We start from the raw sequence: 20827 nt of genomic DNA, 5'->3' as shown, positions 1-20827 counted from the left end.
CTAAAGCAGTCGCACGACGGGCTGAGCGTCCAGTAGAAGACGTCGCGTCTGGAGGTCGAGAACGGACGCCACCAGCCACCGGTCCGCGTCGACGCCAAAGGAAATCTCGAGCCTCGGCCGGTGGTCGCGAGGAGAATGGGGGGGATCCAGGTGGCCGAGAGTAGGGCTCGCCTCATTCAGGGGCACGACCACTCTACCGTCGGAGCCCGCCTCGCCGCCGACCTTGTAGAGGTCACCCGCGGCGTCCCACCCGAAGCGCCGACCGCTTCCATCGGCGCGGCCGATCTCGCACACCACGAGCCTGAAGAGGGTCTCCGGCGCACCCAGGGAGCACGTGGGGACCAGCTGTCCCTTCCAGAGGTCGAGGGGGGTGGGGAACGGCGTCCCACGAGGGACGACCACTGTGTAGACGGGCTCATGAGTGCGCGCGTCGTGGGTGAGAAAGGCATAGTCGTGCACGATGAAATCGAGCTGGCTGTACTTGTCGGCCGCGAAGGACGCCGCCCCGAAGGCGACCGCCTCGAACGGCTGCCAGGCCCGGACGCGATGGCGTCCGAAGCGCTCCTCCAGGATGGGGAAGACACCGGGCAGAAGCGTGGATCCGCCCACGACAAGGATGTCCTGTACGGCCTCGACGGGGAGGGGTCCGGAGGGTGCTTCGGCAAGCACGCGCTCGATGCTGCCGGACAAGGCCGTGTAGAAACCGTTTTCCCGAAGGACCTGGACGAGGTCGTCACGCGTGAACTGAGCGGGCCGGACCCCGGGCGCACCGGGTCGGAGGCGGCGGCTCAGACCCGGGGGCGTGAGCAGGAACTCCGCCGACGGCTCCACGAACACGGCCTCCTTGACCCGGCAGGCCTCGGCCAGCATCAGCCGGCGCCACAGTCGCATCTCCTCCTCATCGGACAGCTCTTCCAGCGCAAAGCCCATGCGGCGCCCGACGAGCTCCAGGATCCAGCTGTCGACCGTGTTGCCGCCGCACGTTAGGCCCTGCTTGGCCAGGACCTCGGCCCTTCCCTGCTCCATCCGGGCCGCCTCCAGGCGCACCAGGGCGACGTTCATGGTTCCGCCGCCGATGTCGACCACCAGCACGGTGCGCTCGGCGGCCAGCCGGAGACCGTAGCCCAGGGCGGCGGCGAGCGGCTCGTCCAAGAAGCGCAGTCGTCGCACGCCGACCGCCCGCAGGATTTCCTCGAGGTGCGCGCGGTAGCCTTCATAGGCGTCGACAGGCATCGTGACCACGAGGTCCCGGATGCGGCGCCCGGTTTCCCGCTTCACCTCCGCCAGCAGCTCCCGCAGGAAAGCGCGCGCGGCTACGTGAGCGGTGATGACCCGGTGTCCCGCTCGCGCCAGGGGGCGGAGCGGCTCAGAGGACAAGGCGGCCTTGAACCCCGGCACGAATGCGGGATCGGCAATGCCCTGGTTCCGCTCGAGCGCCGGTCGACCGATGAGCGCCGTGCGCCCGAGGAGCAGGTGGCGCTCCAGGGGCGGCCAAGTCCCCAGGCGGTCGAAGAGCGAGGACGGGGGCAGGATCTCTACGACCGAAGGAACGAGAAGGGGCGCTTCCAGCCGATCATCGCCCCGAGGCTTCCGGCAGATCCCGGGCAACTCCACGAGCTGCGGCTGGCCGCTCGCCTCGTCCCATCGCGCGAGGCCGGTGTTGGTCGTGCCGAGGTCCAGAGCCCAATGGCTCATAGGGGCGTCCTGGGCCAGCGCAACCGCAGACTCCTACTTGGCCCCCCCGTCCGCTGCTGGAGCGGCCTCACGCGCTCAGCTACGGACGATGTGCCGGTCGCTTCACCAACACAATTGCGGGTCAACCGTAGGCTCCGGTGCGATGTTAGACAGCGCGGCGGCTACCGGCAACGGCAAAGGCCAAGAAGACACCGATCGCCAACGCAAGCGCGGCGCCCACGCGTATCAGCACGGAGCCCTGGCTCAACTGCCAATCTAGAATCGCTTGCGCGCGCTCCGCCCCGAGGAGTGGTGTCGCGAGTCCCGCAACGAGGGCAACGGCTCCAAAAACACGCAGGGTCCTGGGAGCACGAGATATTAGCGCGGCAAGAAGGAGCGCCAGCCCAATGCCGACTCGAACCGCAGCGACTACATAGAGTCCGACCGGCGTAACCGCGTATCGCGCCAAGGTCATGAGGCTCTCGGGGGCGAGGACGCCCGCCACGCCGACAAGCATGATGAAAACGGCGACGAGCAGTGCGAGTGATCTCATCTGTGTCCTCGCGGTCTAACAACGGGCTCGCGGAGCGCAGCGTTCATGGCCGCCTGATAGTTTGCCCCATCCCCCGCCTGCACGTATCGACGGAACCAGCGCCGCGTGCGCTCACAGCCGGGGAATCGACAACCCGCCGTCCACGGGAATGACAGCGCCGGTGGCGTAGGGGAGGTCTCCGCGCAAAAGCGCGGCCACCACGCGGCCCACGTCCTCGGGGCTGCCCCAGCGGCGCTCGGGAACAAGGCCCTCCGCGATGAGCCGGTCGTACGCCTCCCGCGCGGGTGCGGTCATGTCCGTGGCCACGATCCCCGGCCGCACCTCGTAAACGGCGATGCCGTCCTTAGCCAAGCGAGCGGCAAAAAGGCGTGCCGCCATGGTGAGGCCGGCCTTGCTCACGCAATACTCCCCCCGGTTTGTGGACGCCATCTCCCCGGAAACGGAGGTCACAAACACGACCGCCGCGCGGGTAGTGGGGTGCTCGCGTTTCCGCTCGAGCATCAGCCGGGCCACGTGCTGGGTCAGGAAGTACGGGGCCTGGAGGTTCGTGCGGAGGAGCTCCTCAAAGCTCTCTTCGCTGGCATCCAGGATGTCCGCCCGTACGCGCGGCGCCCGGCCGGCGTTGTTCACGAGGGCGTTCAGCCCGCCGTAGCGGCGGACAACCGCCTCCACCAGCCGCGTCCTCTCCCGTGCGTGGGCCAGATTTGCGGGGCAGTAGAGAACATCGGCACCGACGCCGCGCAACTCCTTGAGGACTTCCCGCACCGAAGATTCCGGGCGAACACCGCCGAGGGCCAGGTTCCAGCCCTCGCTGGCCAGAGCGCGGGCGATGCCCAGACCAATCCCGCGCGTGCCCCCCGTGACGAGGGCGACCCGATCGGGGGCCCGGTTCTTCTTCCGTGTGGGTCGCTCCTTCTTCTTCACAGCCATGGTCGGCCCCCTCAGGGAGGTCCGAAAAAGGCGAGGTAGGGTCCCTTGCCCGCGAGCCGCTGCAGGTAGAGAGCAGCCTCCCGAGCATGGTAGTCGCCCCATTGGCTCGACTCGCCGCGCGGGGTGCGCGCCCGGGGCGGGACGTGGTCCCAGGCGTTGGGCCAATGGTAGACGGAATGGAGCAAGAGGCCCTGGTGCCCCGGGTCCGTGCTCAGGTAGGGACCGCTCGGGTCGAAAAGGGCGTCGAGGGTCCGCAGGCCTGCCTGCTCGTAGCGCGTGCCGTCCTCGCCTCTGCGGGCGAGGTACCGCCCCAGCCGGAGCAGGCCCTGAGCAGCAATGACCGCGGCCGAGCTGTCCACGGGCTCGTGGTCGTTGAAGGGGTCGGCGGGGCGGGTGCTCCACTCGGGAACGGCGAGGAGGCCGGGCGCACCCGTGTCCCAATAGGGGACCCCGTCCGCGGCGGCTGCGGCTTCCACGTAAAAGTCGCTGGTGGCGCGCGCCGCGTTCAGCATCAACACCTCGATAGGGGCGCGCCCCCCCAGGGAAGCGAGGTCGTCGTCGGCCAGCGTGGCCAGAAACTCGAGCTGCTCAGCGAAACCGAGCATCGCCCAGGCCAAGCCGCGCGTCCAGGTGGTGAAGGGCGAATAGCCCTGCTGCGTGCTCGGGCCCCGGTAGGTCCCGTTGGCGGGGTTGAAGAGGCTCTCGTGGGCCACCCTGCCCCGCACGTCAAAGCGGTCCCGCCCCCGGCCGTAATAGACGCTGTACTCGGCGGTGGTGCGGGCGTGCTGGATGAGCCGCTCCAGCAGGCTCACGCTCTCATCCTGGTCCTCCCGCAGCTGATGGCCGAGGAGATGGGCCAACCCCAGGGCGCGCAGAGAGCGGACGGTGTCCACAAATAGCGAGTGGGCGCCGTTGAAGGAATGGATAAAGCCGCCGCCCCGGATGCGAGTCCAGCGCCGGGCCTGCACGGCACCGCTGACCTTGAGCGCCAGCTCATAGAAGCTTGCTTCCCAGGCCCCCGCCTCCAGCCGTCCTTCCCTTGCCAGGCGCCAGAGAGTCCCGTAGGTGCTCACGTTGTTGAAACCGTGGTCGTGCACCCCCATGTGCGTGAGGTGGGGCGCCATCCGCTCCACGGTTTGGGCCCGGCCCAGCTCGAGGAATTCCCGCTCCCCAGTGGCGTCGAACTGCAGCAGCGCGGAGCCGAACTGGAAGCCCTGCGTCCACTCCGTCCATCCCCGCGCCCGGTAGCGCCCGTCCACCGTGAAGACGGGTGCCCCCGCTGCGGGATCCCAGGTCTTCTCCAGGGAACGGATCTTCTCCGCGGAGAGCGCGAACAGCCGCTCGACCTTCGGCAGCAGTTCCGACGGTGTGCGGGGGCGATCAAAGCGGAGCATGTTCCCTTTGGTGGTCGACGCGATTATAGGCTCCCCTACGATGCCCTGTAGACGGGGCCCATGGGCCGGAATTGCTTCCGGGGCCCGGCCGACGGCACCATACAGGAGCCACCTACATGGGGGAGGAGCCGATGACGGAGACATTCCTGAACCTGATCGACGGCGAGTGGCGGCCGGCCCGCAGCGGCCGAACCTTCCCCGACACCAACCCCGCCGACACCCGCGACGTCGTGGGTTGGCTTCAAGACTCGGATGCCGGCGACGTCGAGGATGCGGTGGGGGCGGCGGCGCGGGCCTTTCCGGACTGGGCGGCCCGGCCCGCGCCCCTCCGCGGGCGGCACCTGCTGAAGGCGGCGAACCGCCTCGAGGAACGCCTGGATGAGCTCGCCGACCTCTTGAGCCGGGAGGAAGGCAAGACCATCGGGGAGGCGAAGGGCGAGGTGACGAGGGCGGTGCGCATCCTCGAATACTTCGGAGGGGAGGGGACGCGCCTGCGGGGGGAGGTGGTCCCCTCCGAGCGCGAGCGGATCTTCATGTACACCCTCCGCCAGCCGGTGGGCGTCGCCGCGCTCATCGCCCCCTGGAACTTTCCCATCGCGATACCCGCCTGGAAGATCGCCCCCGCCCTCGTGTGCGGCAACACGGTGGTCTTCAAGCCCGCCTCTCAGGCCCCCCTGACCTCGCTCCGGCTGGCGGAGATCCTCCAAGCCACCGGGCTGCCCCCGGGCGTCCTCAACTACGTGAGCGGCTCGGGGACGGGGGCGGGCCAGCCTCTCGTCGCCCACCCCCAGGTGCGGGCCATCTCCTTCACGGGCTCGGACGTGACCGGCCGCGCCATCGCCCAGGTGGCGGCGCAGCGCCTGGCCCGCGTCCAGCTCGAAATGGGAGGAAAGAACCCGACCATCGTCCTCCGCGACGCGGATCTGGACAACGCGGTGGAGTGCGTGCTCAACGCCGCCTTCTTTTCCGCCGGGCAGCGGTGCACGGCGACGAGCCGGGCCATCGTAGAAAAGCCTGTGACGGGGGCCTTCCTGGAGCGGCTGGTGGAGCGGACGCGGTCGCTCAAGATCGGCGACCCCCGCGACCCCGCCACCCAACTCGGGCCCGCCATCGACGCCCAGCAGTTGGAGACGACCCTGCGCTATGTGGAGCTGGGGCGCGCGGAGGGCGGGCGTGTGATCTACGGCGGGGAGCGGCTCACCGAGGGCGCTCTGGCCCAGGGTCACTTCATACGGCCCGCCATCGTGACCGGGGTGCCCCCCTCCGCGCGCCTGGCCCAGGAAGAGGTGTTCGGCCCGCTCCTCACCGTGCTCGAGGTCGAGGACTTCCCGGACGCGGTGCGCGTGGCCAACGAGGTGCGCTTCGGCCTCTCCGCCTCCATCTGCACCCGGGACCTCTCGCGCGCGCTGGAGTACGTCCAGAGCGCGGAGGCGGGCGTGATTATGGTCAACCTGCCCTCCGCGGGCATCGAGTACCAGATCCCCTTCGGGGGCCTAAAGGACTCCAGCTGCGGCCCGCGTGAGCAGGGCCCCGCCGCCATGCAGTTCTACACGGAGACGAAGACGGTCTACGTGAAGTACTGAACCTCTTGACCCGGATGATCGCCGCGCGGAAGCCGGCGGTCGGCTGGTGGCGTGCTCGGCGAGGGCAGAGCCTCAGGAACGGAGGCGTCGCCCTCCCGCCGCCTACTGAGGAGGGTCTCCCTTCCCCAGCCCAAGCCGCAGAACGGCGACGGTGGCCAGGCTCATGGACGCGCCCAGGAAGAGCAGCCCCCCCTCGAAGGATCCCGTGAGCGACTCCAGCGTGCCCAGTACGTAGGGCCCCATGAAGCCGCCGAGGTTTCCAAGGGAGTTGATGAGCCCGATGCTCCCCGCCGCCGCCGCTTCGCTGAGGAAGAGGCTGGGCAAGGACCAGAATGCCGGTAGGTAGGCCTTGAAGCCCGCGAAGGCCAGCATGAAACAAAGGACGCTCAACACGAGGTGGCCCCGGCTCTGGGTGATCAGGAGCAGACCCAGCGCGGAGCAAGCCAAGGGGACCGCCGCGTGGAGCTGTCGCTCTCGGGTTCGGTCGGAGCTCCAGCCCACGAAGAGTTGCCCACCCAGGGCGAGCAGGGGGGGCAGGACCACGAGCCAAGTTAGGGTGCCGAAGTCGAGGGCGTACCACCGCTGAAGGATGCTGGGCATGAAGAACTCGATCCCGTAGCTGCCCGTTACGGCCAGGAAGTACACCGTGGCCAGCAGGAGCACCTTCGGATGGCGAAGGGCCTCCCCGACGCCCATATGGGGCCGGGCCAGTCCCGCGGCTTTCTCGCGCGCGAGCTCGGCCAGGAGCGCCTCCCGTTCCTCCGTGGTCAGCCAGCGGGCCTGCTGGGGCCAGTCGGTGAGGGCGAACAGAGCCGCGATCCCCAACAGCACCGCGGGGATCCCCCAGGCGACGTAGATCCACTGCCACCCGACGAGGCCGAGCCAGGCCGGGTGGTGCACGACAACTCCGCCCACCACTTCGTCGGTGCCGATCCGCAGGAACACGTTGGACAGCTTCGGGCTCACGGCCTGGGCAATGGGGGTGGCCACGAAGAAGTAGGCCAGGGCGCGGGCCCGGTCGCGGCTGGGGAACCAGTGGGTCAGGTAGACGATGACCCCCGGAAAGAAGCCCGCCTCCGCCAGCCCGAGCAGGAAGCGCGCGAGGTAGAACTGGGAAGGGGTCTTGACGGCGGCGGTGAGGGCGGCCGTGATTCCCCAGGTGATCATGATGCGGCTGATCCACTTGCGGGCGCTCCATTTCTCCACGATCAGAGTGCCGGGGATCTCGAGGAGGAAGTAGCCGAGGAAGAAGATGCCCGCGCCGAACCCCACGACCGCGTTGTCGAAGCCGGGCAGATCCCGGCTCATGGTCAGCTTGGCGATGGCCACGTTGGACCGGTCTACATAAGCGACGACGTAGGAGACGAAGCAGAAGGGCAGTAGCCGGAGATAGGCTTTGCGGCGGGCGCGATCCAGCGGGCTGGGAGGGGGCCGGGAGTCGCCCTTCACCTTGGGGTCGCTTCCTCCGGGATGCACCCGAGCTCTCTCACTCCGCGGTGGCCCGGGTCGCGCCCGTCGAGATCCCGCCATCCACGAGCAGGGTCTGGCCGGTGACATACGCGCTGGCGTCCGAGGCGAGGAACACCACTGCCCCTTCGAGGTCGTCCGGTAGGCCGGGTCGGCGGAGCGGGATGCGGTCGCAGATGTACTCGACCCAGCGCGGGTTCTGGTAGAGAGCCTCCGTCTGCGCGGTCCGGAACCAGCCCGGGGCCAGGCAGTTCACGGTGATGCCGAACGCCCCCCACTCGTCGGCCAGGCTCATGGTGAGCTGCTTCACCCCCCCGCGGCTCGCGCAGTATGGGGCGATCCCCGCGTAGCCGAACACCGAAGTCACGGACCCGATGTTGATGACGCGCCCCCGGCGCCGCGGGATCATGTGCCGCGCCACCGCTTGGGCCACGAAGAAGGTCCCGCGCAGGTTCGTGTCCAGCACCTGATTCCAATCCTCCCAGGTCACCTCCAGGGCGGGCTTGCGCACGTTGCCACCCGCGTTGTTGACCAGGATGTCGATGTGGCCGAAGGCGGCCTGCGCTTCCGCGGCCAGGCGATCTATGCTGGCCTGCTCGCGGACATCGAGGGGAAGGCCGAGGACGCTCCCCCCCAGGCCAGACAGCTCCTTTACCGTCCCCTCCGTGTCCTCCCTCTTGCGCGCCGTGACCACCAGGTCCGCCCCCGCCTGGGCCAGGGCCCGCGCCATGCTCTTTCCCAGCCCGCGGCTGGCCCCGGTAACGATCGCCACTCTTCCCGAGAGGTCGAAAGGATTTCTGTTCACCCCTGGCCTCCCCGGCCCGATTCCTGGTTCGGCTTGAGGAGGACCTTCAGCAGGCCCCGTTCCTTCCGGTAGAGCCGACCGAACCACAGCGGCCCCTCCTCGAGGGACGCGGACGCGGAGATGAAGCGATCGACGTCCACTTTTCCCGACCCGATCAGCTCCAGGCACTCTGGATACTCCCCGCTGGAGGCACACGAACCCTGCACGCGGATCTGCCGGGTCACCACCGCCTGCAGGGGGAAGGACACATCGGGGGCGAGGTTGCCGAGGAGGATCACACTGCCGCCCTTGCGCACGGCCAGGATGGCCCCCCGCACCGTGGCCTCGATCCCGGCCGCCTCGAAGGCCACGTCCGCCCCCCGCCCCCCCGTCAAGGCTCGGACCGCCGCCACCACGTCGTGGGCCCGGGAGTTGACGACCTCGTGGGCGCCCAGGTCGCGGGCCAACGCCAGACGATCGTCCTCGACATCCGCGGCCACGATGCGCACCCCCGGGGTCTGCCGGATCACCTGGACCGTCATCAGGCCGATGAGACCCGTGCCCATCACGAGGACGGTGTCCCCCGCCGCCACCACCGTGAGCCGGCGGGCATGCGCCGCGATAGCCAAGGGCTCGACCATGGCCGCTTGCTCGAAGCTGATTCCGGGGGGCAGGTGGTAGGCGATGTGCGAGGGCACCGCCACCAGCTCCGCGAAGGCCCCATCCTGTCGGTAGTCCGCGCAGGAGACGCCGAGCACTCGGCGCTCGTCGCATAGGTTGGGAAGGCCGCGCCGGGAGAAGAAGCTCTCGGGATTGTAGATCGTCGAATCGAGGGCAACCCGGTCGCCGGGGGCGAAAGCGTCCACTCCCGCTCCAACCTTCTCGACCACCCCCGCCGCCTCGTGCCCCATCACGAGGGGGGGGATCCGCCGCCCCGTGCTGCCGTCCAGCCCGTGGACGTCGCTCCCGCAGATGCCGCAGGCCATCACCCGGACGAGCAGATCGCCCTGACCGATCTGGGGGGAGGGGACGTCCTGGACCTCGAGTTCTCCGGGGGCCTTGAGCACCAGCGCCTTCACGGTGCCTTTCCTATCACTTCGGCGACGGGTCCGCCAATCCCGCCCCCGGACCCGGGGGTATACTGGCCCCCGCTACCGTTGGACATTGCCGGGGCGACGATCCTTGCCCCAGAAAGTAGTTTCCTGATGCCCATCACCCGGCGTGACCTCGATCGGCGCACGTTCCTGGCCGCCGCCACGACCGCAGCCGGCGCCCTCGCCACCTTCGCCCGCGGCGCGGATCGGGACTGGAGCGGGCGCCAGCCCCTGCGTTACCCGGACCCCGACATCATCGCCCTCGACAAGCGCTTTGAAAAATACATGGTCGGCAACGCCGCCATCCAGCGCTTGCACACCGGCATGGCGTGGGCGGAGGGGCCGGCCTGGTGCGCGGGGGGCCGGTACCTACTCTGGAGCGACATTCCCAACGATGTCCAGCTGCGGCGACTGGACGAGGACGGCCACGTGAGTGAGTTCCGGCGCCCCTCCGGCAACGCCAACGGCAACACCTTCGACTTCGAGGGACGGCAGGTCACGTGCGAGCATGCCAACCGCCGGGTGGTGCGCTACGAGCTCAACGGCGCGGTCACCGTGCTGGCCCAGGAATGGAACGGAAAACCCCTGAACGCCCCCAACGACATCGTGGTGCATCCCGACGGCGGCGTCTGGTTCACGGATCCCGGCTACGGCAGCATGAAGAACTACGAGGGGAACAAGGGTGAGCTCTACATCAAGGAGGCCGTTTATCGCGTCGATCCCCACACGGGGAAGCTGGAGCTGGTCAACGACGACCTCCACAAGCCGAATGGCCTCTGTTTCTCGCCCGACACCAAGAAGCTCTACATCGTGGATAGCGCGGGCCCCCACATCTTCGTCTACGACGTCGTGGACGGCAGGCGACTGCGCGATGGGCGGCGTTTCTGCTCCATGGAGCTGGACGGCCGGCAGGGTCACGCGGACGGTCTGCGCCCGGACGTTGACGGCAATCTCTGGGTGGCCGCCGGTTGGGGGGGAGAGGGGTACGACGGCGTCCACGTGTTCACCCCGGAGGGACAGCGCATCGGCCAGATCCGGCTCCCGGAGATCTGCGCCAACGTCTGCTTTGGGGGCGCTAAACGCAATCGTTTGTTCATGACCGCCAGCCAGTCCCTCTATGCGGTCTACGTGGAGACGCAGGGCGCGCACGTATCCTGAGCCTTCGGGAGGGCGGGTCTCGAACAAGTGCCGCGCCGTGGGGCAGAAGCGCAACCTAGCGCCCCCGGTGCCCTCTACCAGCTGTGGACGGTCCCGTCGAGCCGCCGCGCCACCGGCAGGTAGGCTCGCTCGTAGGGATAGGTAGCGGCCAGTTTCTCGTCGATGTCCACACCCAGGCCGGGCGACTCCCCCGGATGGAGCATCCCCCCCTCGAAGCGGTAGGCGTGGGGGAAGACTTTGTCCGTCTCCGGGCTGTGCCGCATGTACTCCTGGATTCCGAAGTTGTGGACGGCGAGGTCGAAGTGGAGGGCCGCCCCCAGGCAGACGGGGGAGAGATCGGTGGCCCCGTGGCAGCCGGTGCGCACGTGAAACAGCTCGGCCAGGGACGCGATCTTGCGGAGGTGGGTGATGCCCCCGGCGTGGACGACGGTGGTGCGGATGAAGTCGATCAGCTGCTCCCGGATGAGCCGCTCGCAGTCGTAGATGGTGTTGAAGACCTCACCCACCGCCAGAGGGGTGGTGGTGTGCTGACGGATCAACCGGAAGCCCTCCTGCAGCTCGGCCGCCACGGGATCCTCCAGCCAGAACAGGTGGTGCGGCTCGAGCTCCTTGCCCAGGCGGGCGGCCTCTATGGGTGTGAGCCGGTGGTGTACGTCGTGGAGCAGGGGCAAGTCGGGCCCGAATTCCTGACGCACGCGCGCGAAGAGCCCGGGCGCGAACCCCAGGTAGCGGTCGGTGCTCCAGGCCGCCTCGGGGGGGAGGCCCTTCTCCGCCGGCTCGTAGTAGAGCTTGCCCCGGCCCACCCCGTAGGTGGCGGGCATCCCGGGGACCGCGCACTGCACGCGCACCGCCTTGTAGCCGCGGCCGACATAGTCGTGAACCGCCGCCAACACCTCCTCTACGGTTTCGCCGCTGGCGTGCCCGTAGACGAGCACCCCCTCCCGCGAGGCCCCCCCCAGCAGGCGGTAGAGAGGGACCCCCAGGGACTTGCCGAGCAGGTCCCAAAGGGCGGTGTCCACGGCCCCGATGGCGGCCATGGTCACGGGTCCCCGCCGCCAGTAAGCCCCTTTGTAGAGATACTGCCAGGTGTCCTCGATGCGACGCGCGTCGCGGCCGATGAGGAGGGGAATCACGTGTTCGGTGAGGTAGGCAGCGACCGCGAGCTCGCGACCGTTGAGGGTGGCGTCGCCGAGGCCGTGGAGGCCGTCCTCCGTCACCAGCTTCAGGGTGACGAAGTTGCGACCGGGACAGGTCACGATCACCCGAGCTTCCACGATCTTCATGCGCCCTCCTCGTTCCGTAGCCGACGATCCTACCGTCTGACTCCGCGCTTTTCCAGAACCTCCGGACAACCGCCGCACGGTCTCGGAAACTGTGCGACGCCACGGAGGGCGTCAAGGGAGCCCCCACGACACCTTGGAGACGAGCCGGGTGGGCGAAGTGGTGCGGAGCTCAAGCGAGATAGCCCGCGGTTGGTGATTGCGGCCCAGGCAGGCTCAGGCCTGGCCGCGGTGTCCGCTCAGGACGCGCAGAGCCAGCCGGAGCGGGGCCTTCGCGATGGCCGCGACGGCGGCGTGGCGGCGCGACAGGGCCCGCAGCCTCCGCGCGAACTCAATACCGAGGGGCCCGACGTCACGGAGGAGGACCAGACGCCCGCACTCGGTCTCCGCCGTCTCGCGGGCCTGCTCCGCCTCCCGGGCCAGCCGCGCGCAGGCGACCTGGGCGTCGGCCATTCCCGCGCGTAGAGATTCGTATTGTGGCCGCAAGGTGAGTAGCACCCGGCGAGCGCGTTCCGCGCGCAACGCGAGGTCCTCCGACTGCACAGCCAGGGCGTCGAACTCGGCCCGCATCTCCGTGAGCTCCCGCTCGGAGGCGCTGTTCAGCGCGCGGGCGGCCGCGAGCTGCCGTTCCGCGACCTCGGCCCGGTCGCGCAGTCGCTCACACTCGAGCTGTGGCTCTAGGAAAGGATGGGGCACGAAGTTGTCCAGGATGGAGATCGGGGCGGCCAAAGCCTCTGCCAGGCCACGATCCTCCTCCCGGACGTAGTATCGGTTGAGCCCGTCGAAGGCCGCGAAGGAATAGCCGGCCCCGAGCACCTTTGCTTCCCAGCGGTGATGGTTGGGGACGACGTCTAGGGGCGAGCGTGGCATCGCGTTCAGGGGCTCGGTGGCTTCGATCACCAGAACGCGCGGCCGCCAGCGGCTCCAGTCGTTCCCCTCCAACACCTCGGCCTCATGGCCTTCCACGTCGATGGAAAGGAAGTCGATCCGGTCCCGGACATGTTCCTCGCAGATCCTGGCCAGGGTGGTGACGGCCACCGGCCGCTCCGCGAAGCTGAGGCCGGCCTCCCGGTGGCGAGCGGCGTCGCGGGCGGAGAACGTGGCCAGCCCGTGCGAGGAAGTGGACGGCTCGAAGAATGTGAGGGTGCCCGCCCGGCTGGAAAGGCCGATGTTCAGGTTGATGTCGCGGTCCCGCTCTGCGCAGAGGCGTTCGAACCCCCGGATGTTGGGCTCGATGTTGATGCCCCGCCATCCGCGATCGTAGAAATGTTTGGTGAGCGAGGCGAGCACGGGGTCGTAGGCTCCCACGTCGATGTAGAACCCGACCGCCTCCTCCGGAAACGCCCGGCGGAGGCGCACGTCCTCCCAATTGAGTCCGTAGGAAGTCATCGCGCCCGTGGCACCCATACCAACCATGCTCCTTCCCGGTTCCGCGTTCGCCTCAGCCGTCCTGCTCCTCCGCCGAAGACCACCAGGCGCAGGCCGCCCGGACGCTGGGCATCCCGTCGTTGAGCAGCCCGGTCAAAGCCTCCCTCACCGCGGGGTATGTGCGCAGCGGGCCCGCCTCGGCCAGCGCCCGGGCCATGTAGACGCGGAGGTCCTCGTTCGGGTCGCGGCAGTCAGCCACGATGCGCGCAATCTTCTCCTCGACGGTCAGGCCACCCTCCCGGTGCCGGCCGTTCAGCCTCTCCGGCCACTGCTTGATGGCCAGGCAATCCACCAGGGTCTGGGGCTGGAACTCCGTTCCCACCAGGCGGACGAGGCGGCGGGGCTCGACCAGCCAGCTCTGGTATCCCCGCGACTCGAGCTCCACGCGAAGGTGTTCGGGAGTAGCGCCCTGGAAGGCGAGGGTGTGCCCGTTGGACTCGTAGAGGATGGACGGTGCGTCCTGGCTGCCGAGGACTCGCGACATTCCCCGCAGGGCGCCGATCTCGGAACCCTCGATGTCCATCTTGACGAAGGCCACCGGCCCCCAGCCCAGCTCCAGAAGAAGCTCATCCACCGTCACCGCGGGAACCGCGATGGTGGGCAAGGGGATGAGAGGCGTGGCTACGTGCCCGTGGGGGCCACGGGGACAGAACTCGAGGCTCCCCGGGGCGGCGGCGGCGGCGGCCTGGATCACCTTTAGGTTGCGGAAACCGTTGCGGGTGGCGCTCGCCTGCAGCAAGGCGGCGGACTGCGGCGCGGCCTCCACGGCCAGGACCCTGCATCCCACGGCCGCCGCGGGCAGCGCGAAGCTCCCCAGATGGGCCCCCAAGTCCACCACCACATCGCCCGCCCGGACGAGATCGAGCATCAGCCGCACCAGCGTTTCGTTCAAAAGGGGCCCGGCCCCGGCAGCATAGGCAACCGTAAACGCGTCCTTGCTTGCGGGATCGATCACCACCTCGAACTCCGGTCCGCCCTCTAGCCGCACGTGGTTGGTGGTCCATTGCCGGCGACCCTCGGGCACGGCGGAGCGAGAGGCAGCGGGGGACGGGTGCGCGCGGGCGCGGGCGGATGCCCGCACCCCCTCCTCCCCCCCAAGCACCTTGCCGATCAGGGAGAGGGCATCATCGATCTCGGCCACCGTTCGTTCCAGCGCGGAGGCACGCTCCAAATGCTCCTGCCCTAGACGCGCGGCTTCGCTTTCCAAATGCCGCGCTTCCGTGAGGCGGGTCTGGGCCTGCCCGTTGCGCTCTTCCCAGGGACGTTCGAAGAGTCCGGGGGGCGGGGCGGGTGGGGGTGCCGCTAGGGGGGGCGTGGGAGCGACGGGGGCGGCTGCTTTTCCGTCCCCCTTCTCTTCCGGGGCGGGGGCGAAGGCACGTAGGGCTCGGCTGACCAGGTCTCGGTTCGTGCGCCGGATCGCCTCCTGCGTCGCGGCCGAGGGACGCGCCCAGTCATTGGCAACCAGCGGATGGCGCTCCGTCTTGCGCAGGGCCAAATGGACGGAGGTGAAGACGTACCCTTCCACGGCCAGCACGACCATGGGGAAGTCCCACAGCGCGTACTCTGTCTCCCGCCCGGCCTCACCCTTCTCGTCCAGTCGGGCGCGGTAGTCCAGAACCGCGCGCACGAGGTCCCGCCCGGTGGACAGGGTCTCCTCCGAGACCTCGGTGTGCAGCTCATCCACCGCCTCGAGCCCGCTGGCCTCGACAATGTAGCGCTGCAAGTGCTCGCGCGGGAAGATCAGGGTTTGGCCAGGCCAGCCGATGCCCCCCGGGGGGCCGCCAAGCTTGATGGTGGTGGAGATGGCGAGCAGGCCCCCCGGCTTCAGCACCCGCCCCATCTCATAAGCGGCGCTCGCAATGTCCTGCAGATCGCCGAAGTGCTCGATGGCGCAGGAGGAGAAGATGCCGTCGAAGGTGTCGTCCGGGAAGCGCAGGCTGCGGGCGTCCATGTGCTGGACAACGAGGCGGTTGGGGTCGCAGGCGTAAGGCGCCGCCAGCTCCGGCTGCACGAGCATGGAGAGGGGTGACGTCGAGCTCCAGTCGCCGGACCACATGTAGAGGTCCGTGGCGAAGACCTGGTGCACGTGCCGAGTCAGATAGAAGAGAGTGTCCTCCTTGCCCGCGGCCACGCCGAGGATCCGGCTATCCGGGCGGAGGGCGCCGAACTCCCGCAGGGCCCGGATGGCCATGGCCTCCTCCCAGTCCTTGGAGTGCTCTACGCCGTCCGGGAGGCTGGGGAAACGGACGAGTTTGTGCCGACAGACGTCACGGATGACGGAGGCCAGCTCCGGGTCGGCGAAGTCCTCGATCTCGCAGGCCTTGTTGAAGCCCAGGCGTCGGCTCATGCGGTCATGGCAGCAGGCGCGCAGACGGCGTCGATGACCCGCAGGTACCCGCTGGCCATGCCCTGCACGGTGCCCTGCTCCTCAAAGTAGGCGCGCGCTCGCGCCCCCATCGACGCCCGCAGCGCCGGATCGGCCGCCAGCACGCGCAGCTGGGCGGCCAGGACTCCGACCTCCGCGCTGCCCGTCGGCACCCGCCAGCAGAACTCCCGGGGCAGGTGCGACCACTCCCGCACGTCGCTCACCACTACGGGCTTGCCGGCCGCAATAGCGCGCATGAGGCTGGCCGAGATCTCCTTCTTGCAAGGGTGCCGGAGGCTCAGAACGACGTCGCAGGAGAGGAGGTGGGCCCGGAACTCAGGGGCGGGCACGTGCCCGGCAAAGCGCACGCGAGGCCCCAGGCCCAGCTGCCCAACCAGGTCGGCCAGCTCCCTCTGGAAAGAGGCCTCATACCAGAGCCCCACGAAAAGCAACAGGGAGTCATCATGGTGGTCCACTACCTCACGGAAAGCCCGGACACACTCCGCGAGCCTCTTGGTCGCGCTGAGGATGCCTAGGGCCCCCACCACGAAGGTCCCGGAGCCGATCCCGAGACTCGAGCGGGCCTGGGAGGCCTCCAGGGCCGGCCGTCCCCGGTAGGGGTCGGCCACTCCCATGGGAACCAGGTAGGGGCGTGCCTTTGGATAGCGACGCTCGAGTTCGCGGCCCACGCTCTCGAGCAGCACGACCTGAGCCCGACTGCGAGCGACCACATCCCCCAGCATGAGATGGTCGTCGAGGAAGACGTCGAGTGGCCGGTGGGCGCCGCTTCCACCCACGATTGCCCGATACTCGCGTAGGGCCTCCTCGCCCTCCAGGGCGCCCAGCTCGCCCTCGAATCCCGCCTCGTCACTGCTCTGCCGGCGATGCCAGAGCCGGAGATAGCTCCATGCGAGGTCATGCAGAACGACGATGCCTGGCCACTCGCGCAAGGCGTCCTGCATATAGAGGTGGAAGGGCGAGGCCCCGACCTGGTAGACGATCGTGTCGAAGGGCGCCAAGGCGTGACGGCGAGGGAAGGCGCGGAAATGGTGGACCGCGTAGCGGGCGAGGAGAGCCGCGGAGGGCAGCACTCCGTCGTCCACGAAGACCTCCAGGTCACACTCACGCCGCAGCTCGTCCAGCAGCTCCAAGCTGTAGTCCGCAACCCCGCTCGCCTGCGGTGGAAAGGGCGTCCACACGGCCACCCGCCTCCGGGAGTCGGCCGCCCAACCGGGGGCAGCGGCCGCTCGCCCATAAGTGGCTAGCGTCGCCTCGCCGAGTCGTCGGGGGGAGAATTCTTCCGCGCGGGCGCGGCCACGGTCGCCCATTTCTCGCCGGCGACCGGGGTCGCGGTACAGCTCCTCGATCGCGCGCGCCCAGGCCTCCGCGTCGTCAGGGCCGAGCAGCAGCACGGCCTCGCCCCCGACCTCGGGCAGAGCGCCCGCCCGGGCGGCGATCACGGGCTTGCCGCAGTGCATGGCCTCCAGCACGGGCAGTCCGAAGCCCTCCTGCCGGGAAGGGTGAAGCACCATGGTGGCGGCGTTGTAGAGCGCGGCCAGCTCGTCGTCGCTCACGAAGCCCGTGGCCACGACGTCGTCCGCAATTCCTGCCGCATCGACGAGGGTCCGGAGGCCTGCGTCCTGGGGGCCATCCAGGTCGCAGCAGACGACCAGGGGCAGAAGCTCGCGCAGGCGGGGATCCAGCAGCGAATAGGCTCGGAAGAGCGTGTCCAGGTTCTTGGAGTAATGAACGGCCACCACCGCCAGCGCGTAGCGCGAGGGCAGGGGGACACGCTGGCGGAGGCCCCGCAAGGTGGCCCCGACCTCGTCGTCCGCCAGGGGCCGGAAGCATGGCTCGGCGACGGGAGGAGCCACGTCGATCTTGTCCGCCCGGATCCCGAGGTGCAGGGAGGCGTCTCTCCGCGCGGACTCCGAGATGGCAAGGACCCGGGTGGCGCTCCGGAGGAACTCCAGCCCCCGTGCGTATGTCTCCCGGACGGCGGGGCCGGGAAGATACTGGTCCGGATAGAGCAGCGGTATGGCGTCGTAGAAGCTGGCCACCATCGGACACACGTCCCATCGAGGAAATACCGGCAGTTCCACAAGCACGGGCGTGGTGGCGTGGTAGAGATCGATCCCCTCCCGCCGCACCCAGTCCTGGTGCTCGGCGGCTAGGCGGAGCAGGGTCTCGGGGGCGTTCGGATCCTGGCCTGGGGTTACGGCCCGGGCCGGCCCCTCCCGGACCGAAACGTTGGCTCGTGAGCGGATCTCGGCCGGGATGAGCGCAGCGTCCCCGGTGCCCGCTTGGCAGAGGAGGACGTACTCGTTGCTCCGGTCCTCACGCAGGACCTCAATGAGTTGGCGATTCGTGTAGCGGCAGACCCCCCGCTTCAGGGCGCGCCGGCCAAGCCTCAGAAAGCTATAGTCGATTCCGACCCGCATGGTTCCTATCGAGCAGGCTCCCGGCCCTCCCTATCAAGGGCGGGCACGGCACTGGCTGACCGGATGGATCAGACTCGCCCGGGGCGACATTGTCTTACTCGCCGTCGGCGGCCGTCAAGCGGGCAGCGGGGAAGCGCGGACGCGGGCCTCGCCGGCGGAGGCACGGGTCTGCGGTTACGATGTGGCGGGGTGGGGCTCCCGGAGACGGGGCTTGGCTGGCGCGAACGTCCGCAGACGCCCTTTCTGCCGCGGGAAGGAGGAGCCGTGATCATACCGCCGCGGGCCGCACTGGATCTGCCAAGCCGTGCCGACGATCCGCTCCTCGATGGTTGGTACCAAACGATCGAGCTGGGTAACGGCCTCGTCTCTCGGGGGCATTACGATCATCGTCCAATCGTGGACCGCTATGGGATCCCGAACTCCCTGGCCGAGCAAACGGCCCTCGATGTGGGCACGGCGGAGGGATTCTTTGCCTTCGAGATGGAACGCCGGGGGGCCCGGCGGGTGGTCGCGACCGACGTCGCGCGCTTCGGAGACTGTGACTGGCTCCCGATTCGTCGCTCGCGGCTCCCCACTGCCGTGCTCGACGCCACCCACTGGCCGGCTCGCTTTCACATAGCGCAGGCTATGCGGAAGTCCAGGGTGGAGTATCGGTTCACCAGCGTCTACGATCTCCGCCCCGAAGTTGTGGGGATGTTCGATGTCGTTTTCTGTGGCTCGCTTCTCCTGCATCTCCAGAGTCCGCTTCTCGCCCTGCAGAGGATCCGTTCCGTGACCCGAGAAATGGCCATAATCGAGACCGCGGTGGACGTCCAGCTCGAATCTCTTGCACCCGAACGGCCCACCCTGTCCTTCGGGTTCCGGGGGAGCGAGAAGGAGCTCGGGGAGGCGAACTCGTATTGGCTGTTCACCTCCCGCGCCCTGGAGGACATGCTCCTCTACGCGGGCTTTGCGACCGTGGAGCGGCGAAAGCTCTTCGACCTCTCCCCCAAGGGGCCGACCGTGACCTCCGTGGTGGCGCGGGTTGCATAAAGAGGCGGCTTAAGAGGGCAGCTCGTCGCTCCTTCCAACGAAGGAGCCCTGTGGCAAGATACGGCCCACGCGGGGTGAGGTCATGCCGGCGCGGGCAGTCCGCTGGGGCTTGGTCGGGTGCGGCGACATCGCCGAGAAGCGCGTAGCGCGGGCGCTGCGCGAGTGCTCGGCCAGCTCACTCCACGCGGTCGCGGGCCGGCGGGCCGAGCAGGCCGCCGATTTTGCGCTCCGTCATGGGGCGGCCCGCTCGTACCCGGATTGGAGGGACCTGCTCGGGGACGCGGATATCGACGCCGTGTACGTCGCCACCCCCGTCCGCCTCCACGCCGAACAAGCCGTGGCCGCCGCCGAGGCCGGAAAGCACGTGCTGTGCGAGAAGCCGATGGCCCTCGACGTGGCCGGCTGCCAGCGCATGGTGGACGCCGCCCGAGGCAACGCCGTGAAGCTAGGCGTCGCCTACTATCGCCACCTCTATCCCGTCGTGATGCGTCTGCGGGAGCTGCTGGGTTCGGGCGAGATCGGTCGCCCCGTGCTCGGCCACGTCCAAGCCTTCGAGCTCTTCGCTCCCGCTCCCGACGGCCCCCGTTCCTGGCTCCTACGCAAGGCCGACTCGGGCGGGGGGCCGCTGATGGACTTCGGCTGCCATCGCATCGAGGTCTTGCTGAACCTGCTGGGGCCGGTGGAGCGTGTGCAAGGGTTTCCCGGCAAGGTGCGCTTCCCCGAGCGCGAGGTCGAGGACACCTGCGTCGCCTACCTCGGCTTCCCTTCCGGCGCCGCGGCCGTGCTCTCCGTCAGCCATGCCGCGCAGGAGGCACGCGATAGCCTGGAGATCTTCGGCACCAAAGGCTCCGTCCATGTGGAGGTCCTCAATCAGGGTGGGCTGCGCATCGTCACCCCCTCTCACACCCGGGAGGAGCGGCACCCCCCGCACCCCAACCTGCACCAACCCCTGATCGAGGACTTCGTGGATGCCGTGCTCAGCGGCCGAGACCCTGCGGTCACGGGCGAGATCGGCCTCGAGGTGAACCGCGTGATCGCGGCGGCCTACGCCCGATGAGGCGAGCCGCCTTTGCATCCGGTCTTAGGGGAGTCCCTATGCGACTGAGAGCTGCCGCCTGCTTTCTCTTCGGTATCATCCTCCTTCTCTCTTCCCAGGGCGTGAGCAGCGAAGCGCCCGACCCCGGCGCGGCGAAGAAGCGGTTGGCCTGGTTCCGGGAGGCCAAGTTCGGGCTCTTCATCCACTGGGGGCTCTACGCACTCCCCGCCGGCGAATGGAAGGGGAAGGTTGTTCCCGGGATCGGGGAATGGATCATGAATCGCGCCCGGATCCCCGTGCGGGAGTACGAGGCGCTGGCCCGAGAGTGGAATCCCGTGAAGTTCGACCCCGAGGCCTGGGTCCAGCTCGCCCAAGAAGCGGGCATGAGATACATCGTCATCACGGCCAAGCATCACGACGGCTTCGCCCTCTATGGCTCCCGGGCCAGCGCCTACAACGTGGTGCAGGCCACGCCCTTCAAGCGCGACGTGCTCAAGGAGTTGGCCGAGGCCTGCCGGCGCCACCAAATGCGGCTCGGGTTCTACTACTCGCAGGCCCAGGACTGGCACGAGCCCAACGGGGCGGGCAACGACTGGGATTTCGGCCCC

The 20827-nt window shown here is 68.9% G+C and carries 16 protein-coding genes; 5 read left to right on the top strand and 11 right to left on the bottom strand.

All coding sequences use genetic code 11. The annotated features are described in order from the left end of the window. From VN461_00080 to VN461_00065, 4 genes are all read right to left on the bottom strand, one after another. Entirely contained in the window at window positions 1-1695 is a 1695-nt protein-coding gene (locus VN461_00080) for an Hsp70 family protein (protein HXB53151.1), read from the bottom strand. 145 nt (window positions 1696-1840) lie between these two features. Then, window positions 1841-2227 (bottom strand): hypothetical protein, encoded by a 387-nt coding sequence (locus VN461_00075; GenBank protein HXB53150.1) that lies wholly within the window; start codon window positions 2225-2227, stop codon window positions 1841-1843. Window positions 2228-2338: 111 nt separating this feature from the next. Continuing rightward, window positions 2339-3157, bottom strand: coding sequence for a 3-ketoacyl-ACP reductase (locus VN461_00070; protein HXB53149.1), 819 nt, complete (start codon window positions 3155-3157; stop codon window positions 2339-2341). Window positions 3158-3168: 11 nt separating this feature from the next. Continuing rightward, window positions 3169-4551, bottom strand: coding sequence for a glycosyl hydrolase (locus tag VN461_00065; protein HXB53148.1), 1383 nt, complete (start codon window positions 4549-4551; stop codon window positions 3169-3171). A 131-nt stretch (window positions 4552-4682) separates the two neighbouring features. On the opposite strand from VN461_00065, the gene VN461_00060 reads away from it, so the two are divergent. After that, entirely contained in the window at window positions 4683-6134 is a 1452-nt protein-coding gene (locus tag VN461_00060) for an aldehyde dehydrogenase family protein (GenBank protein HXB53147.1), read from the top strand. A 102-nt stretch (window positions 6135-6236) separates the two neighbouring features. Here VN461_00060 and VN461_00055 read toward each other — a convergent pair whose 3' ends face one another. The 3 genes from VN461_00055 to VN461_00045 are packed head-to-tail and all read right to left on the bottom strand — an operon-like array spanning window position 6237 to window position 9464. Continuing rightward, window positions 6237-7583: an MFS transporter gene (locus VN461_00055; protein HXB53146.1), complete on the bottom strand. Its 1347-nt coding sequence runs from the start codon at window positions 7581-7583 to the stop codon at window positions 6237-6239. Window positions 7584-7620: 37 nt separating this feature from the next. Further along, a complete protein-coding gene (locus tag VN461_00050; GenBank protein HXB53145.1) occupies window positions 7621-8406 on the bottom strand; it encodes a glucose 1-dehydrogenase in 786 nt (261 codons plus the stop codon). Next, on the bottom strand, window positions 8403-9464 hold the full coding sequence (locus VN461_00045; protein ID HXB53144.1) for a galactitol-1-phosphate 5-dehydrogenase: 1062 nt from the start codon (window positions 9462-9464) through the stop codon (window positions 8403-8405). The genes VN461_00050 and VN461_00045 overlap by 4 nt, the downstream gene beginning before the upstream one ends. A gap of 126 nt (window positions 9465-9590) precedes the next feature. On the opposite strand from VN461_00045, the gene VN461_00040 reads away from it, so the two are divergent. Then, complete coding sequence (locus tag VN461_00040) at window positions 9591-10637, top strand: SMP-30/gluconolactonase/LRE family protein (protein HXB53143.1); 1047 nt, start codon at window positions 9591-9593, stop codon at window positions 10635-10637. A 74-nt stretch (window positions 10638-10711) separates the two neighbouring features. Here VN461_00040 and manD read toward each other — a convergent pair whose 3' ends face one another. The 4 genes from manD to VN461_00020 form a co-directional block, all read right to left on the bottom strand. After that, on the bottom strand, window positions 10712-11920 hold the full coding sequence (gene manD, locus VN461_00035; GenBank protein HXB53142.1) for a D-mannonate dehydratase ManD: 1209 nt from the start codon (window positions 11918-11920) through the stop codon (window positions 10712-10714). Between the two features lie 213 nt (window positions 11921-12133). After that, window positions 12134-13324, bottom strand: coding sequence for an FkbM family methyltransferase (locus tag VN461_00030; GenBank protein ID HXB53141.1), 1191 nt, complete (start codon window positions 13322-13324; stop codon window positions 12134-12136). A 34-nt stretch (window positions 13325-13358) separates the two neighbouring features. Continuing rightward, window positions 13359-15692, bottom strand: coding sequence for an FkbM family methyltransferase (locus VN461_00025; protein HXB53140.1), 2334 nt, complete (start codon window positions 15690-15692; stop codon window positions 13359-13361). Further along, window positions 15689-18151, bottom strand: coding sequence for a glycosyltransferase (locus VN461_00020; protein HXB53139.1), 2463 nt, complete (start codon window positions 18149-18151; stop codon window positions 15689-15691). Before VN461_00020 ends, VN461_00025 begins: the two co-directional genes overlap by 4 nt. Window positions 18152-18415: 264 nt before the next feature. Here VN461_00020 and VN461_00015 point away from each other — a divergent pair, with 264 nt between their 5' ends. The 3 genes from VN461_00015 to VN461_00005 all read left to right on the top strand — a co-directional run. Further along, window positions 18416-19183 (top strand): hypothetical protein, encoded by a 768-nt coding sequence (locus VN461_00015; protein HXB53138.1) that lies wholly within the window; start codon window positions 18416-18418, stop codon window positions 19181-19183. Window positions 19184-19265: 82 nt separating this feature from the next. After that, window positions 19266-20240 carry a Gfo/Idh/MocA family oxidoreductase gene (locus VN461_00010; GenBank protein ID HXB53137.1) on the top strand — a complete coding sequence of 325 codons (975 nt, stop codon included), beginning with the start codon at window positions 19266-19268 and terminating at the stop codon, window positions 20238-20240. 38 nt (window positions 20241-20278) lie between these two features. Further along, window positions 20279-20827 (top strand): alpha-L-fucosidase (locus tag VN461_00005; protein ID HXB53136.1); only part of this gene is annotated, 549 nt, incomplete at its 3' end.

The organism is Vicinamibacteria bacterium, from assembly GCA_035570235.1.
GTDB lineage: Bacteria > Acidobacteriota > Vicinamibacteria > Fen-336 > Fen-336 > DATMML01.
This window is presented reverse-complemented; position numbering and strand designations above follow the sequence as displayed.

What these genes read in the sequence shown, in the direction of transcription:
- VN461_00080 (HXB53151.1), bottom strand. Translation starts at nt 1,695, where the DNA reads ATGAGCCATTGGGCTCTGGACCTCGGCACGACCAACACCGGCCTCGCG.
- VN461_00075 (HXB53150.1), bottom strand. Translation starts at nt 2,227, where the DNA reads ATGAGATCACTCGCACTGCTCGTCGCCGTTTTCATCATGCTTGTCGGC.
- VN461_00070 (HXB53149.1), bottom strand. Translation starts at nt 3,157, where the DNA reads ATGGCTGTGAAGAAGAAGGAGCGACCCACACGGAAGAAGAACCGGGCC.
- VN461_00065 (HXB53148.1), bottom strand. Translation starts at nt 4,551, where the DNA reads ATGCTCCGCTTTGATCGCCCCCGCACACCGTCGGAACTGCTGCCGAAG.
- VN461_00060 (HXB53147.1), top strand. Translation starts at nt 4,683, where the DNA reads ATGACGGAGACATTCCTGAACCTGATCGACGGCGAGTGGCGGCCGGCC.
- VN461_00040 (HXB53143.1), top strand. Translation starts at nt 9,591, where the DNA reads ATGCCCATCACCCGGCGTGACCTCGATCGGCGCACGTTCCTGGCCGCC.
- manD (HXB53142.1), bottom strand. Translation starts at nt 11,920, where the DNA reads ATGAAGATCGTGGAAGCTCGGGTGATCGTGACCTGTCCCGGTCGCAAC.
- VN461_00030 (HXB53141.1), bottom strand. Translation starts at nt 13,324, where the DNA reads ATGGGTGCCACGGGCGCGATGACTTCCTACGGACTCAATTGGGAGGAC.
- VN461_00025 (HXB53140.1), bottom strand. Translation starts at nt 15,692, where the DNA reads ATGAGCCGACGCCTGGGCTTCAACAAGGCCTGCGAGATCGAGGACTTC.
- VN461_00020 (HXB53139.1), bottom strand. Translation starts at nt 18,151, where the DNA reads ATGCGGGTCGGAATCGACTATAGCTTTCTGAGGCTTGGCCGGCGCGCC.
- VN461_00010 (HXB53137.1), top strand. Translation starts at nt 19,266, where the DNA reads ATGCCGGCGCGGGCAGTCCGCTGGGGCTTGGTCGGGTGCGGCGACATC.